The sequence below is a fragment of the Providencia sp. PROV061 genome (assembly GCF_011045655.1).
GTDB lineage: Bacteria > Pseudomonadota > Gammaproteobacteria > Enterobacterales > Enterobacteriaceae > Providencia > Providencia hangzhouensis.
Genome location: NZ_CP042861.1, coordinates 2,249,407 through 2,264,844, shown reverse-complemented (window position 1 = coordinate 2,264,844; position 15,438 = coordinate 2,249,407). Strand labels below are relative to the sequence as shown.

Sequence of the window (15,438 nt, the reverse complement as noted above, 5' to 3'; positions counted from 1 at the left end):
AAAACCCTTTAGTGACAACAATTTGCAAGAACTATCAGGCTCAGTGCCATGAAAAATACCATGACCAGATCATGAGGTTGAACACGGCTTGCGCCGGCAGCGTTCACGCTCCTGGTCGGCGATCTCGCCCGGCTGCAATGCTAGCTCAGCATCGGTCATGCGCTCCAGCACGTCGCGTAGGCGGATGGTGCAAGGAATGGGCGGCAGCTCGAACTCATAGCCGCCGGCGATCATTTCGGCCGCAATCTCCTCGGTGATGAAAAACGGCTCGTCGTCTTGGTTCGGCTTCTTCATGCCCTTTCCTCCTGGCGCTCATCCTGGCCGACAGCGGCCAGGGCATCGGCTTCCGTCAATGCGTCCTCCACGAACGCGCCGTGCTGCTTCGCTTCGGCCTGGCTGACCTCGGCCCATATCCGTTTCACCTGGGCCGCACTGTACCCGGCCAGCTCGGCGGTCTTGTTGATGCTGTAGCCGGACTTGCGCAGCGCGACAACTTGGGCGCGGCGCTTCGGATCAGCACGGCGGCCCTTGTACCGCCCGGCCTGGCGGGCCAACTCAATGCCTTGGCGCTGGCGTTCGCGCCTGTCCTCGTAGTCGTCGCGGGCCATCTGCAAGGCCAGGCGAAAAAGCATGATCTGCACGGCTTCCAGCACGATCTTGGCGACGCCCTGGGCCTCGGCCGCCAGGTCGGATAGATCGACCACGCCAGGGACGGCCAGGCGTGCGCCTTTGGCCTGTATCGAGGCCACCAGGCGCTCGGCCTCGGGCAAAGGTAGGCGGCTGATGCGGTCGATCTTCTCGGCAATGACCACCTCGCCGGGCTGTAGGTCGCCGATCATGCGCAGCAGCTCAGGCCGGTCGGCGCGTGCGCCGGATGCCTTCTCACGGTAGATGCCGGCGACGTAGTAGCCGGCGGCCTTCGCGGCCGTAGTGATCGCCTCTTGGCGTTCCAAGTCCTGCGCGTCGGTGCTGACGCGCAGATAGACCCGCGCCACCATCGGCGCGGCTACTGGCTTCGTCCTGCGCATACTTGCGGGCTCCTTTGGGCATACTCAAATGCACCCATCTTAAACTGGCAGGCCAATTTATCACATATCGATCTAAATGCGCCTAGCTCATTTTTACAGCTTAAATGAGCTATTGAGCACACTCCATATTTCGACTATTATTGAAACATGGAAACGATAAATGCTGTAGCCGCCCTGGCGGCCATCGCTCAAGAATCGCGCCTCGCGGTGTTCCGGCTTCTCGTCCAGGCCGGCCCCGCCGGCATGGCCGCCGGAAAAATCAGCGAAGCGGCCGGCATCCCGCCGTCTTCGCTATCCTTCCACCTGAAAGAGCTGGCACACGCCGGCATGGTCACGTCGCGGCAAGAAGGCCGATTTGTGATCTACGAGGCGAACTTTTCGACGGCCACTAACCTGGTGGCCTTTCTCACGGAAAACTGCTGCGGCGGCCAGGTGTGCAACCTGTCTTGCACCACGGAAGCCGGGAAGGTGTTGGCATGAGACTTCGCCATCTTTCCGACCCCGATTCTTTGCCCGCTTTGGACAAATCCTTTGCCATCGAGCGCCCGGCGCTCGGGCTGGCACCCGACGCCCCGCCGGTGCGTATCCTGCTGCTGTATGGCTCGCTGCGCGCCCGCTCGTTCTCACGGCTGGCCGTCGAGGAAGCGGCCCGGCTGCTGCAATTCTTTGGCGCAGAAACACGCATCTTCGACCCGTCCGATTTGCCGTTGCCCGATCAAGTGCAAAGCGACGATCACCCGGCCGTCAAGGAGCTGCGCGCCCTGTCCGAGTGGTCAGAGGGACAAGTCTGGTGCAGCCCGGAACGCCACGGTCAGATTACCAGTGTCATGAAGGCGCAGATTGACCATCTGCCGCTTGAAATGGCCGGCATCCGGCCGACCCAAGGCCGCACCCTGGCCGTGATGCAGGTATCCGGCGGCTCGCAGAGCTTCAACGCCGTGAACACCTTGCGTCTGCTCGGCCGCTGGATGCGAATGTTCACCATTCCGAACCAGTCGAGTATCGCCAAAGCGTTCCAAGAGTTCGACGCGGCGGGCCGCATGAAGCCCTCGCCGTACTACGACCGAATAGCCGATGTGATGGAAGAACTGGTGCGCTTCACGGCGCTGGTACGGCCGCACCGTGAAGCACTGACAGACCGCTATTCCGAACGGAAAGCGGCCGGCCACGTCATCGACGAGGCCACCGATCTTTCATCCATCGCCATTGCTCCCCAGCCACTACCAGAAAGCGAAACATCATGACCGAAAGAATCTATAACGTCCTCATCCTCTGCACCGGCAATTCGGCGCGCAGCATCATGGCCGAAGCTCTCATCAACACGATGGGGCAAGGGCGCTTCCGCGCCTACAGCGCCGGCAGTCACCCAACCGGCAAGGTCAATCCCTTCGCCGTCGAAAAGGTGGAGTCGGTGAATTACCCGACCGAGAATCTGCGCAGCAAGAGCTGGGACGAGTACGCCACGCCCGACGCACCGAAGATGGACTTCATCATCACCGTCTGCGACAACGCCGCCGGCGAAATGTGTCCGGTGTGGCCTGGTCAGCCGATCTCGGCGCATTGGGGATTTGAAGACCCGGCCGCCGTCGAAGGCACTGACGCCGAGAAGCGCCGGGCCTTCGAACAAACCTTCCGGCACATGATGAACCGCGTCCGCCTGTTCGTGAATCTGCCTCTCAAAATGCTTGACCAGACGGCCATCAAGCGCGAGCTGGCGAACATCGGCAAGACCGAGCAGGAAGCATGAGCGCCGGCGCACAGGCCATCGCCGCGAAGCCGCGCCAGGCCCCGATGAGCGGCTTCGAGCGTTACCTGACGCTGTGGGTGGCCCTGTGCATCGTCGCCGGTGTTGCGCTCGGCCAGGGCCTTCCTGACGTGTTCCAGGCCATAGGCCGCATGGAAGTGGCCCAGGTCAATTTGCCGGTGGGCCTGCTGATTTGGGTAATGATCGTCCCGATGCTGGTCAAGATCGACTTCGGGGCGCTGCACCAGGTCAAAGAGCATTGGCGCGGCATCGGCGTCACGCTGTTCGTGAATTGGGCCGTCAAGCCATTCTCGATGGCCCTGCTGGGGTGGCTGTTCATCCGACAAGTGTTCGCTCCGTTCCTGCCGGCCGATCAACTGGACAGCTACATCGCGGGCTTGATCTTGCTGGCCGCCGCGCCCTGCACGGCAATGGTGTTCGTGTGGAGCCGCCTTACCAACGGCGACCCGCTTTTCACGCTCTCGCAAGTGGCTCTGAACGACGCCATCATGATCGTGGCCTTCGCGCCCATCGTCGGCCTGCTGCTGGGCATGTCCTCGATCTCGGTGCCTTGGGACACGCTGCTGATTTCGGTCGTGCTCTACATCATCGTGCCGGTGATCCTGGCGCAGCTCTTGCGGCGGCATCTGCTCAAGCAAGGACAGGCCGCCTTTGAACGGGCCATGCAGAAGATCGGGCCGTGGTCGATGGCCGCGCTGCTGCTGACGTTGGTTCTACTGTTCGCCTTCCAGGGCGAGGCCATCATCCGGCAGCCGTTAGTGATCGCCATGCTAGCCGTGCCGATCTTGATTCAAGTGTTCTTCAATTCCGGGTTAGCCTACTGGCTGAACAAGCGGGCGGGGGAAAAGCACTCTGTCGCCTGTCCTTCGGCCCTGATCGGTGCCAGCAACTTCTTCGAGCTGGCCGTGGCGGCCGCCATCAGCTTGTTCGGTCTGCACTCCGGCGCTGCATTGGCAACCGTGGTCGGCGTCCTGGTCGAAGTGCCGGTGATGCTGCTGGTCGTGCGCGTGGTGAATCGCTCGAAGAGCTGGTACGAACGAGGTTGAACATGAGTAGGAAAAAACTGAGGAAATGATTGCAGATTGCCGCGCCGGCCGCTTCCTGGCGCATTCGATCACTGACCTGGAACACCTAGTATCCATGCTTGCTGAGGTCGCCCGATGACAGACCCAAAGAACCTAGAGAACAGGCTGCATGAGAAGGCCGACCCGGCCCGCGCCGTTTCCACTGGTCGGGTGCGCTACACACTGGCCGAACTACTGGCCGACGCGGAAGCATCCGGGGCTTACCCGCTGCCGCCGGAGGAACGCGAATGGATGGATGCGCCGTCTGTGGGTCGGGAATGGCCAAACAGTGAAGATTGAAAAAGGCGGCCAGTTCGAGTGGCCGCCCTTTCGTCATTAGCTGCACGCTTGGCGCAAGGCGTTCATTGCTTCTTGAAAATCAGCCTGTGTCGCCCGGCCCGTTTCAGCTTGGTAGTACACCACCATAAAAGCATTAGCGACGGCTTCGGCCAATGGCCCAAGGCTCCGCGCTTCCGCTTGGTTGATGTACTCCAAAGAAGAAAGAATAGCCGCTGCTTGATGCACTGCTTGCCCTGGTTCGATAATATGTTGTGTTGTCATAATTCACCTCTCCAGTAGGTGTTGATTGAAAGTGCCGGGCTGGTTGTGGCCAGCCCGGTGCGCCTACAGGTACAGCCCCGCCGCCTCCGCGAATGCTGACCGCTCATTCCTGCCGCCATTAACCTCAATACTTATCGGCTTAGTTTCGCTCTCTCTCATAGGGTCTGGCCGTGATACAAAAGCGGCTGTTTCTGTCTCTGCATCGACCTCGGTCGATTGATCACCCAGCGGCGAAATAAATACCTGGCTGACTTCTTCCCTTGGCGCTTCATCCAGGGCCGCCAATGCGGCCATGTATGTTGATGTCGTCATCGTGCTAACTCCTGACTTCGTTACTATCTGGGCCAGAATCGGCGCCCAAGCTATTGCCCTCGAACTGGCCAGATTGGCTTGCTTCTTTCGGCTCCATGCTTTCGCGTATCGAAGCAGCCAGTTTTCCGCCTGTGGTTTCGCTCACTCGCTCCTGGAATCCCTGCTTCACTTGAGAGCCGACACCCTTGGCTAACTCGGAGGCCGTGCCTGTGGCCAGCTTCGCGGCCTTGGCAAAGCCGCCACCGCTTGAGCTACTGCCGCTGTCACCAAAGCCAGCCGCTTGGGCGAATGGGCTACTGCCAGCAGTACCCGCTTCACCACCACCGTTTCCGCCACTGCTGACAACTGACCCCATGCTGGACATGTCACCGCCGGTTTCCATACTCGCTGATGCTTTCTGAAAAGCCGCTTGGAGTGCACTTGCACCTCCGGCTGCACCGGCTGCGGCACCCATAACCGCTTTACCTGCCAGGGCAGCGCCGCCAGTTGCCATACTGGCCGCCGTCACCGCCGCCCCAACTGCCGCACCCGCACCGAAGTTTCCAATTCCACCGGCTGCGCCAATACCACCACCAGACACAAGACCAGAAATCATCGGCGGAACTTTGTTGACCAAGAAAAGCAAGATGACCGATATAACCAACATCACGGCCAGTTCCTGGGATGCCATGTTCTCGCTGATTTGCGTGTAGTAGTGATTGATGAACTCTTTGCCAATCGCAACCAGAAGCACCATTGCCATAAGCTGTGCGGCCAGGCCCAGCACGGTCTTGTAGTAATTGATCGCCATGTCGGAAGTCCAACGACTTCCACCAAAGCCAAGGAAGAACACACCGGCATACAACAGAATCCAGGCTGATGCGAGCAACAGCAACAGGTTGACCGCAATCAACGCCAGGACAAACAAAACAGCCAGGGCCATTAGCTCCATGACCAGAGCAGTTGCCATCTGCCGCCATCCCAGCTCCGAGGTGGCCTGTACTGTGCGGTTGTATAACTCGAAACCAAGATCAAGGATGCTGGAGGGCCCAAGATTGCTATTGGAAAGTCCCCCCGCCTGCGCGCCCAGAGTTTGCAATGACTGAACAATCGTACCGGCGATATTCATGCCCTGGTTCGCATTCGTCAGCAACCACCAGAAAAAGCCGGTGAAGATCGTGAAGCGAACGAACTCCGCGAAGAACTCGCCAATGTCGGCCTTGCGCAAAGCCATCATGCCGAATGTCCAGACCATCGAAATCACAACCAGCGTCCAGAACAAACGCGATGCAGCGGACTCAATAGCTGGCCCCCATGTTGCGGCAGCATCATGAAAACGCTTGAGCACATCATTCATAACACCGCTGCTACTTAGCTCCTGCGCCATTGCAGGTTCAGCCAGCACCATTGTGGCGACCATCATCAAGCCACCTAGAGCAATTTTCTTTCTCATGGCGACCACCTCAATAATCATCTTTAGGGCTGGGCTTGAACTCCCACTGACGCATCTGCTTGGCCTTCTGGAATGCTCTGCATTCCTCGGTAAAGGCCTCTCGGTTCGCTTCGCTGCGCATTTCATTCAGTGCTGCCTGGAACGCATCGGGGGCACACGTCGCCGCATTTGGTTCGGGCATCCTTTCCTGTTCACATCCAGCCAACAACAGCAACGTAGCCGCGGTAGTAAAAAAGATTTTTTTCATCTCACCGCCTCCCTAGTAGTTGTCTGCCGGACTCGGGCGAAACGTCCAGGTACGCATTTGCTCGGCCCTGGCATCACCTCGCGCCTCGGCATCGAGTTCTGCTGCAATCCGGGCTGCCTCCGCGTTGTGTTGGGCGGTCAACATGGTGCGAATCTGCAAGAGCTGATTGGCCTGCTGGCTGGCGAGCTGGTTGGCGTAGCCGATGGCCTGTAGCTGGCCAGTTGCACCCTGGGCCGCGCCTTGCAGCCGCTCCAGGGTACGGGCGTCATCCTTCAAAGCCTTTTGCTGGTCGGCAACGGTCTGGAACAGGGCATCGTTGGCCTTCTTTTGCGACTCTGACGCCAGGCGGCGGTTCTCTTCCATCGCTGCCTTTTCGGCCGGCGTGCATCCGCCGCTGCCGTTGAAGCATGGCGAGCTGCGGTAATAGGCCACGTCCTGAAACTTGGCCAGGTAACGATCCAGGCTGCCTAGCTGGTTCTCGTAATAGGCCAGCGTGTTTTGCGCGGCAATCAGCCGGTTGATCGTAGTCTGCGCCTGATCCCAGATATACGCGGCTGGGGCCATCGTGTTCTGGAGCTGATTTTCGTACTGCTGCAACTGGGTCTGGTACTGCTCAATCTGCTTGAGCGTCTGCGCCACCGACTCGATGGCCGTCATGATGTTCTGGGCCAGGTTGCCGCCGTCGATGACGGGGATACCAGCTTGCACAGGGGCGGTGGTAGTGGTGATAAAGCCGGTTGCGAGTGCAACGGCTAGAGCGGTTTTTTTAGCCGCTAAAATTTTGGACTTCATGGTCGTACTCCGTCGATGAAAAGAAGGCATTGCCTTGACCAAGCGTTGTGCTTGTTCTCGGCAACGTTTCATCGAAGAGCTACGCCACTAGCTGATCGGTATTGCCCTTGGCGCTGAGGCCCGGACTTACAAACGTAAAACTACTCTGTTTTTTTATCGCTTTCGGACAAGCCAACTTCCCGGCCAATCTCTTCAAGCTCTAGCGGCTGTACTGCCGCCGTCAGTATTTCGCGTATTTCCGCGTCGGTGCTCCTATCGTTGAGCGCTGCTCGAACTTTCAACGCACGGTGCACCTCGGCGGGTAAATTCCTGATAAGCACATTTGCCATATCAATACCCTTTTGGTGTACCCGACAACCATGCTATCAAAGATATTAAAAATAGCAAGACCTATACTCTTGCAACCGGCGGTAGCCGATCAGCCCCGCAGGGCAGGATTCCCGTTGAGTGCCCCCGGCGCGAATAAGGGACAGTGAAGATAGATAACCGGCTTGCCGGTTAGCTAACTTCACCCATCCTGCCCGCATTTCACCCACTATTGAAAATCTAGCGCATATCGAACGTAAAGCGTTTTATCGTCAAACAAACACCGATTCTTGGCAACATAACCGTAATCGTCACCAAATCGGCCTGCAATCGACATAGTCGCTTCAAAATCGCTGCTCAATCGGCTTTAAATCGGAACCTAAAATGCCAACAATCGACACAAACCATTCGCCCCGATGGGGCGAGTTGGACGCCAAAAAAGAAGGGCATAACCCGCCCCTCAAGTGTCAATGAACACAAGAAATTTGCCTCCCCTCCCGTCATACCACTAAGGCGACGTATTGATACTTGAGGGGCAACCTTTCCTGATGTTGACACCTTCACGCAGGTTACTGGTTATGGGCGTCCAACACACACGGCTCATTCCTGCTTGGTAATAATAAGAATAATAATCTTCTTATTATTCTTACCGAACGAATGGGCACTGCTTAGCCATTTCACGTTTCGAGCCAAGGTTTCAGTACAGATAACTACAAGTGCACACAGCGGCCCTCCAGCACCGTTAGACGCAGATTCTGCTTCAGCTCATGGAATAAGGGACTCCGGGTTGTTTTCCCCTCTCACAAGGCGTTTCAGCGGCCACTGAAGCCGCCTTCTCTTCTTGGCGTTAAACCATCGGCCTATGGCCGATTGATAAAGCCCGCCAGGGCTTTATTGGCAAGGTCAGAACGCGCCCTCAAGGCGCGAGCTGCACCGCGCATGATGGATTATCTTTAGATAATCTTGGATGGATTTCCCAAACTGCCCGCAAAGCAGCGCACCGTCTGGGTTTTCCAAATTGGGACGGGGAACGTTACGACGGCAGAAGGGGAGCGTTACGACGGTAACAAGGGAACGTTACGACGGTAAACGGGTGCAGTTGCCGTGGGGCCAGGCCTCTTGATCTCCCATTTTCCCTTGGCGTATTCGTTCACTACCCAACCCACGGCGGCAAGTTCGGCCAGTGCCTTCCGGGCAGTCTGACGGCGTTTTTTCATAGCTTCGGCATTGGCTTCATCTGGCCAGACATAGCCGCAAAGCGTGTCCAGTTCCACGCGCCCGGATTTGCCGGGGTCGATCCAGCCGCATAGCCGTTGGTGCATCAGCCGTGCCGGATCAGTCTGTAGCACCCGCACTTCCGCCATGTCGATACGGGCATATGGACGATGCCCCAGGATCGCTTCGGCAATACGCGGATTCAGGGCAACCCATAGCCTGCCGTCCGTCTCGTCAAAAGCATGACTCATCAGGTGGAACGCGGCTTGCCGCCGTCCCTTCGTCACAAGGATGGTGACGTTCGACATGCGCAGCAGGCTGGCTTTGAGCGCCTTGATGTTGTCGCCGCTATCCGTCATGCCCGTTTCTGAGAGCAGTTTGGTCAGGCTCTCACGAACCACCAAGCCGTCTTGCTCAATGGCTTCGAAACGGGGTTCAAGGAATAGCCGTAGCTGTCGCCCCGTCTCACTGGTCGGTTCCGGGGTTAGCAAGATGCCGTTCGGGCCGCCAAGGGCCACGATGCCTTGCAAAAGACGCATATCATCGGCCCCGAGAGGTTCGAATCCGACGAAACGCATGGATTCGTCCTCGCCAAAGGTGTAGGTCACGTCCAGCTTGCAGCGTTTGCGATCGCCACGCTTGAGGCTGCGGAACAGGCCAGGTGCCAAACAGTGCGCGGGATCATGTCGGACGTGGGTCAGGTCATGCTTAGGCTTCTTCACGCTGTCTCCTTTTCACCTTGCACTGCCGCTCCAGTACAGCAGGCTTCAACACGCCGCCGTCGTGCCGTCTAAACCAGAGTTCTTGAAAAGGTGCGCCATAGTTGGCCTTGCTGACGCCAAAGCGGACAAAATACCCACGCTGACAATCATCGACCCCCAGTATCTCGGCCTCGCCTTGCGTCATGCCGGATAGGTACGATTGCCAACGGATGTTATCAACCAGTACGGACGATCCACGACTGGCCTGCTGTTGATCGCCCGACCCCATCATGGCTGCGCTTTTACTCGCGTGGTGCAGAAACACAATGGAGCAGCCTGTATCAGCGGCTATGGCCTCCATGTGCCCAACAACCTGCGCCATCGGCCCGCTAGCGTTCTCCTCCTCAATGTGGAAGCGCCGCAAAGTGTCCAAGATCATCAAGCGACGACCTTCAGCGGCTCGTTTGAGAGCATCGAACCAGCTAGCAGCCATGATGTTTGGGCATTTACCGATCAAGGGTTCAATGAGCAAACCATCAGCCACGGCTTGCCGTTCCGCTGCGCTGAGGTGTGCCCCAAGGGCGTGCAGACGATGGTGAATAGCGGCCGGTGGATCTTCAGCAGGCAGATAGACCACTTGCCCGGTGGGAAACTCGCCTATTTCAAGTAAATCAGGCCCGCCTGCAATCTGTGCAGCCAATTGAAGGGCCAACATGGATTTACCAGCCCCACCAGGCGACACAAGAGCACCAACAGTGCCAGCAACCATATTAGGCAGAACATAATCAATGGGTGGCGGCAATTCCGTGAAAGCCGCCATAAGATCAAGAGCCATATAACTAGCCCTCTATAGGGCCAGGTCGCGCAGCTTGATCACCCGATGATTTACGTGCCTCAATCCACTCTTCGACCTCTGACAAATCCCAGGCGACATTTCTACTGGTTAACGCGATACGGCGTGGAAAATCCCCTCGCTGCTCCAGGTTATAAATTGTTCGTGTCGAAAGCGGGATCATCTCCAGGAGCTTCTTCCTGTTGATGAGGGTCTTTATATTTTGCATGGGTCAATACCTCTCAAATGAATAGTTGCTATTCATCGAGTAGCTGCGCGAAGCAGCTAATCGGTAATTGACCTGCCCGATGCCAATGGCGGCCTTATTTATAAATTCACGGCATCAACTTCAATGCTATCAAAGATAGCAAAAACATCAACCCTTACTGCCTCCCGAAGTCCACTCATCAATCATATCGGCCCAATCCTGCAACATCGCCGCCCGCTGCTCGCGGTACTCAGCCTTGTTGTAGACAGCCCTCACGCCCTTCTGCTCGTGCGCCAGGCACTTCTCGATCCAGTCGGTGTTGTAGCCGGCCTCATGCAACAGCGTGCTGGCTGTGCGCCGCAAATCATGCGGTCCGAACTTGGTAAGTGACTTCCCATCTTTCTGCGCCGCCTTGTAAGTCAGCGTCAGCACCTGGTTAAGTGTGGCAGCGCTCATCGGCGCATCCGAGTCGTACCGTGATGGCAAAACGAAGTCGGAACCACCGGCAAAGGTTTTCATGGCAATGAAAATATCCAGAGCCTGCTGGGACAGAAATACCAGGTGCGGGTTACGGCGTTTCATCCGCTCCTTTGGAATCGTCCACAACGCTTCGCTGAAATTGATCTCGCTCCAGGTCGCATTGGTCAGCTCGCTCTTGCGCACCATCGTCAGCAATAACAGCTTGGCCGCCGCACGGTTTGTTGGGCTTGTGCCCACTCGCTCCATGTACTGGTACATCAGCCCAATTTCTTCTGGCGTCAACGCTCGGTCACGTGGCTCGAATCGAGCGATGCTTGTTGGGCGCACCAGTTCTGCCGGGTTTTCGACCTTCTGCCCACGCTCGATGGCCCAGCGAAATACCTGCAACACGATTTCACGCACATGAACGGCGGTGGCCGGTGCGCCTCGCTCAACAATGGCATCAGCCAGCGCCCGCAAGTCTTCGTGGGTGATCTCCACCAGCTTCTGATTGCTGAATTTCGGCTTCAGCTCACGCTCATAAACCGAGCGGCGCATATCGCGGGTGGAGTCGGCCATCTGGTAGCCACGCAGCCACTTCTCCGCCCAGGCACCGAACGTCTCTGCATCTTTCACCCGCGCCTTGTCTCGGGCTTTCTCCTTGGCCGGCGACTTGCCCGCCGCAACCATCTTCTTGGCGTCACCCAACAGCTCGCGGGCTTCGGCCAGGGTGATGCCACCGACACCATAACGCCCAAAGGTGATGGTCTCCTGCCGACCGTTGATTGAGTAGTTGTAACGGAACGAGATGGAGCCGGCTGGAGTCACTGCCACATAGAGACCTTCCCGGTCATTCACTTTGTAGAGTTTGTCCCTGGGCTTGAGATTGCGCAGCTTGGTATCGGTCAGCATGTACCTTGTCCTTCTTCGTCTCCGATACCATGCTGAAAAAATCTCGAATTTATCGTATTTTTTCTTACGAAACAGTAACTTATAGAATATTAATACCATGAACACACAAAAGAACGCAGCATGGTATCGGCATCAATCATGGCATCGCCAAACCATAATACCAGCTTTAATGCCATGCTCAAACGGTGCTTGGCGCTTCCTCCCGTTGCCAGATCGTGCCAAACACAAACAAAAAAAAGCCCGCAATTACGCGGGCTTAGCGGCATTTCATGCCATCAGGTGCCTGGCTGTGCCAGACGCGGAATCATTCCCACTCAATTGTCGCTGGTGGTTTGCCGCTGATATCATAAACAACACGGGAAATACCATCGACTTCATTAATGATGCGGTTTGAAACGCGGCCTAAGAAGTCATAAGGTAGATGCGCCCAATGAGCGGTCATAAAGTCGATAGTTTCAACTGCACGCAGTGAAACAACCCAGTCATATTTACGGCCATCACCCATGACGCCAACAGAGCGGACAGGTAAGAATACGGTAAATGCTTGGCTAACTTTATGATATAAATTTGCTTTGTGCAGTTCTTCAATAAAGATAGCATCTGCACGACGTAATAAGTCACAGTACTCTTTCTTCACTTCACCTAACACGCGAACCCCTAAACCTGGGCCTGGGAATGGGTGGCGATACAGCATATCGTACGGGAGGCCTAATTCGAGACCAATTTTACGGACTTCATCTTTAAACAATTCTTTTAATGGCTCAACTAAACCAAGTTTCATATCATCCGGCAGACCACCTACGTTATGGTGAGACTTGATAACGTGCGCTTTGCCAGTTGCTGATGCTGCTGATTCGATAACGTCTGGGTAAATCGTCCCTTGAGCCAACCATTTAATATTAGGCAGCTTAGATGACTCTTCATCAAATACTTCGATAAATACGTGACCAATTTTCTTACGTTTAGCTTCTGGATCGCTGATCCCAGCTAATGCATTTAAGAAGCGATCTTCGGCTTTTGCATGGATGATGTTCAGGTCAAATTTACCTGCGAACATTTCCATTACTTGGTCTGCTTCATTTAAACGCAATAAACCGTTATCAACGAACACACAGGTTAAACGTTTACCAATTGCGCGGTTTAATAGCAATGCCGTAACCGATGAATCAACACCACCCGATAATGCGAGCAGTACATGGTCATCACCAATTTGCTCTTTTAAACGCGCTACTGTGTCTTCGATAATTGCCGCTGGTGTCCACAGGGCTTCACATTGGCAAATATCTTTCACAAAACGCGTTAAAATATTCAGGCCTTGGTGAGTGTGAGTCACTTCTGGGTGGAATTGCACACCGTAGAATTTCTTCTCTTCATTTGCCATGATGGCATATGGGCAGCTTGGCGTGCTGGCGATAGTTTTAAAATCTGCAGGGATAGCTGTAACTTTATCACCATGGCTCATCCAAACATCAAGTACTGGCTTGCCAGCTTCGTTCAGAGAGTCATGAATATCACGGAATAATTCACATTGCTCAGTGATTTCGACATTGGCATAACCGAACTCACGTTCACCAGAGACTTCAACTGTACCACCCAACTGCATTGACATGGTTTGCATGCCATAACAAATACCTAATACAGGAACACCTGCATTAAATACGTAATCAGGAGCACGTGGGCTATCTGACTCAGTCGTACTTTCTGGCCCGCCAGAAAGAATAATACCGTTTGGATTGAATCCTCGAATTTGTTCTTCTGTAACGTCCCACGCCCAGAGTTCACAGTAAACGCCAATTTCACGAATACGACGGGCAATCAGCTGTGTATATTGTGAGCCGAAATCAAGAATAAGAATGCGATGTTTATGGATATTTGTTGTCATTTGAGGAGAATTCCAAAAATTCAAGTCAAAAATAAGAATCGGTGACGCAATCAAATGAATGCGCCACCCTGAGAAACTTTATCGATTATTGCCCCAAACGGTAGTTTGGAGATTCTTTCGTGATAGTAACATCATGAACGTGGCTTTCTTGGATACCGGCTCCACTGATGCGAACAAATTCTGCTTTTGTTCTTAATGCATCAATAGTACCACAGCCCGTCAGGCCCATACAGGAGCGTAAGCCACCCATTTGTTGATGAATGATTTCTTTTAGGCGACCTTTGTATGCTACGCGGCCTTCAATGCCTTCTGGCACTAATTTGTCTGCTGCATTATCAGATTGGAAGTAACGATCTGACGAACCTTTAGACATCGCACCCAGTGAGCCCATGCCACGATATGCTTTGTAAGTACGGCCTTGGAATAAAATAGTTTCTCCCGGAGACTCTTCAGTTCCTGCGAACATTGAGCCAACCATCACACAGGCTGCGCCTGCCGCGATAGCTTTAGAGATATCACCTGAGAAGCGAATACCCCCATCCGCGATAACAGGAATACCCGTACCTTCCAGAGCTTCTGCCGCTTCTGCAATAGCCGTAATTTGTGGTACACCCACACCAGTTACGATACGAGTTGTACAAATTGAACCAGGGCCAATACCGACTTTAACGGCGCTAACACCTGCATCAGCCAGCGCTTTCGCCCCTTCCGCGGTTGCTACGTTACCGCCAATGATTTGTAAGTCAGGGTATTTTTGGCGGGTTTCACGAATACGTTGTAATACGCCTTCTGAATGACCATGTGATGAGTCAATTAATAAAACGTCAACGCCAGCAGCCACCAGCGCGTCAACACGCTCTTCATTTCCTGCACCAGCACCAACAGCAGCACCAACACGTAAACGGCCTTGCTCGTCTTTACACGCGTTTGGCTTACGTTCTGCTTTTTGGAAGTCTTTAACAGTGATCATCCCTAACAAATGAAAGTTATCATCGATCACTAAGGCTTTTTCTACACGTTTTTCATGCATTTTTTGTAAAACAATTTCACGTGCTTCGCCTTCTTTCACGGTGACTAAACGTTCTTTTGGCGTCATCACAGCAGTAACAGGCTGGTCTAAATCCGTCACGAAACGAACATCGCGGCCAGTAATAATACCAACTAATGAGTTGTCGCTTGCAACTACTGGATAACCTGCAAAACCATTGCGCTCAGCCATTTCTTGCACTTCACGAATGGTAGTATCAGGCGTTACTGTCACAGGGTCAGTGACGACACCACTTTCATGCTTTTTCACGCGGCGAACTTCTTCCGCTTGGCGCTCAATAGTCATGTTTTTATGGATGAAACCAATGCCACCTTCTTGTGCTAATGCAATAGCAAGGTCAGATTCAGTGACAGTATCCATGGCTGCAGAAAGCATAGGAATGTTCAGGCGGATGTTTGCAGTCAGTTGAGTTGATAAATCTGCGGTATTCGGTAATACGGTTGAGTGTGCAGGAACGAGTAAAACGTCGTCGAAAGTAAGTGCTTCTTTTTTAATGCGTAACATAGGCAATATCCCACCAGGCAGCGTTATGGAAAGGTATAAAATATTGCCGCGGCATTATACACACCGAAAACGGTTGCTTCCAGCGTTTTTTTGAAAAAAAACTTGATAACTCCTATAGCTGCGTTAGTATCTATCGATTAAGTCATTGTTTTAAAATTTGATCTGGCTCA

General features: G+C 54.6%; 20 protein-coding genes. 5 read left to right on the top strand and 15 right to left on the bottom strand.

The annotated features are described in order from the left end of the window. Positions 1–69: 69 nt before the first annotated feature. Together FVA72_RS10255 and FVA72_RS10250 are read right to left on the bottom strand one after the other, a co-directional pair. Positions 70–294: a hypothetical protein gene (locus FVA72_RS10255; protein WP_000743213.1), complete on the bottom strand. Its 225-nt coding sequence runs from the start codon at positions 292–294 to the stop codon at positions 70–72. Continuing rightward, positions 291–1,028 carry a recombinase family protein gene (locus tag FVA72_RS10250; protein WP_001366550.1) on the bottom strand — a complete coding sequence of 246 codons (738 nt, stop codon included), beginning with the start codon at positions 1,026–1,028 and terminating at the stop codon, positions 291–293. Before FVA72_RS10250 ends, FVA72_RS10255 begins: the two co-directional genes overlap by 4 nt. 147 nt (positions 1,029–1,175) lie before the next feature. Between FVA72_RS10250 and FVA72_RS10245 the strand changes: the two genes are divergently transcribed. The 5 genes from FVA72_RS10245 (at position 1,176) to FVA72_RS22015 (ending at position 4,157) form a co-directional block, all read left to right on the top strand. After that, positions 1,176–1,508, top strand: coding sequence for an ArsR/SmtB family transcription factor (locus FVA72_RS10245; protein ID WP_000447876.1), 333 nt, complete (start codon positions 1,176–1,178; stop codon positions 1,506–1,508). Then, positions 1,505–2,272 (top strand): arsenical resistance protein ArsH, encoded by a 768-nt coding sequence (arsH, locus tag FVA72_RS10240; RefSeq protein WP_001239389.1) that lies wholly within the window; start codon positions 1,505–1,507, stop codon positions 2,270–2,272. Before FVA72_RS10245 ends, arsH begins: the two co-directional genes overlap by 4 nt. Then, positions 2,269–2,775: an arsenate reductase ArsC gene (locus FVA72_RS10235; protein WP_000140066.1), complete on the top strand. Its 507-nt coding sequence runs from the start codon at positions 2,269–2,271 to the stop codon at positions 2,773–2,775. Before arsH ends, FVA72_RS10235 begins: the two co-directional genes overlap by 4 nt. Continuing rightward, on the top strand, positions 2,772–3,839 hold the full coding sequence (gene arsB, locus FVA72_RS10230) for an ACR3 family arsenite efflux transporter (RefSeq protein ID WP_001272375.1): 1,068 nt from the start codon (positions 2,772–2,774) through the stop codon (positions 3,837–3,839). The genes FVA72_RS10235 and arsB overlap by 4 nt, the downstream gene beginning before the upstream one ends. A 114-nt stretch (positions 3,840–3,953) precedes the next feature. After that, positions 3,954–4,157, top strand: a complete 204-nt coding sequence (locus FVA72_RS22015; RefSeq protein WP_000131871.1) for a hypothetical protein — start codon at positions 3,954–3,956, stop codon at positions 4,155–4,157. Between the two features lie 36 nt (positions 4,158–4,193). On the opposite strand, the gene FVA72_RS10220 is transcribed toward FVA72_RS22015, so the two are convergent. From FVA72_RS10220 to guaB, 13 genes are all read right to left on the bottom strand, one after another. Then, positions 4,194–4,418: a type I toxin-antitoxin system ptaRNA1 family toxin gene (locus FVA72_RS10220; RefSeq protein ID WP_000211355.1), complete on the bottom strand. Its 225-nt coding sequence runs from the start codon at positions 4,416–4,418 to the stop codon at positions 4,194–4,196. Positions 4,419–4,481: 63 nt separating this feature from the next. Further along, on the bottom strand, positions 4,482–4,730 hold the full coding sequence (locus tag FVA72_RS10215) for a hypothetical protein (protein WP_000213809.1): 249 nt from the start codon (positions 4,728–4,730) through the stop codon (positions 4,482–4,484). Between the two features lie 4 nt (positions 4,731–4,734). Beyond that, complete coding sequence (gene trbL, locus FVA72_RS10210; protein WP_001405816.1) at positions 4,735–6,162, bottom strand: P-type conjugative transfer protein TrbL; 1,428 nt, start codon at positions 6,160–6,162, stop codon at positions 4,735–4,737. Between the two features lie 10 nt (positions 6,163–6,172). After that, a complete protein-coding gene (gene trbK / locus FVA72_RS10205) occupies positions 6,173–6,409 on the bottom strand; it encodes an entry exclusion lipoprotein TrbK (protein WP_000718002.1) in 237 nt (78 codons plus the stop codon). Between the two features lie 12 nt (positions 6,410–6,421). Then, on the bottom strand, positions 6,422–7,201 hold the full coding sequence (trbJ, locus tag FVA72_RS10200; protein WP_000836966.1) for a P-type conjugative transfer protein TrbJ: 780 nt from the start codon (positions 7,199–7,201) through the stop codon (positions 6,422–6,424). A 140-nt stretch (positions 7,202–7,341) separates the two neighbouring features. Next, positions 7,342–7,530, bottom strand: a complete 189-nt coding sequence (locus FVA72_RS10195; RefSeq protein WP_000024442.1) for a FitA-like ribbon-helix-helix domain-containing protein — start codon at positions 7,528–7,530, stop codon at positions 7,342–7,344. Positions 7,531–8,562: 1,032 nt separating this feature from the next. After that, positions 8,563–9,444 (bottom strand): replication protein C, IncQ-type, encoded by an 882-nt coding sequence (gene repC, locus FVA72_RS10190; protein ID WP_000743064.1) that lies wholly within the window; start codon positions 9,442–9,444, stop codon positions 8,563–8,565. Then, positions 9,431–10,243: a helicase RepA family protein gene (locus FVA72_RS10185; RefSeq protein ID WP_001346140.1), complete on the bottom strand. Its 813-nt coding sequence runs from the start codon at positions 10,241–10,243 to the stop codon at positions 9,431–9,433. The genes repC and FVA72_RS10185 overlap by 14 nt, the downstream gene beginning before the upstream one ends. A 19-nt stretch (positions 10,244–10,262) precedes the next feature. Beyond that, positions 10,263–10,484 carry a helix-turn-helix transcriptional regulator gene (locus tag FVA72_RS10180; RefSeq protein WP_001179606.1) on the bottom strand — a complete coding sequence of 74 codons (222 nt, stop codon included), beginning with the start codon at positions 10,482–10,484 and terminating at the stop codon, positions 10,263–10,265. Between the two features lie 147 nt (positions 10,485–10,631). Further along, entirely contained in the window at positions 10,632–11,834 is a 1,203-nt protein-coding gene (locus FVA72_RS10175) for a tyrosine-type recombinase/integrase (RefSeq protein WP_000954590.1), read from the bottom strand. 89 nt (positions 11,835–11,923) lie between these two features. After that, positions 11,924–12,100 (bottom strand): hypothetical protein, encoded by a 177-nt coding sequence (locus tag FVA72_RS10170; RefSeq protein ID WP_001131288.1) that lies wholly within the window; start codon positions 12,098–12,100, stop codon positions 11,924–11,926. 38 nt (positions 12,101–12,138) lie between these two features. Beyond that, entirely contained in the window at positions 12,139–13,716 is a 1,578-nt protein-coding gene (gene guaA, locus FVA72_RS10165; RefSeq protein WP_110591789.1) for a glutamine-hydrolyzing GMP synthase, read from the bottom strand. 85 nt (positions 13,717–13,801) lie between these two features. Next, positions 13,802–15,268, bottom strand: a complete 1,467-nt coding sequence (guaB, locus tag FVA72_RS10160) for an IMP dehydrogenase (RefSeq protein ID WP_096863905.1) — start codon at positions 15,266–15,268, stop codon at positions 13,802–13,804. Between the last annotated feature and the right edge of the window lie 170 nt (positions 15,269–15,438).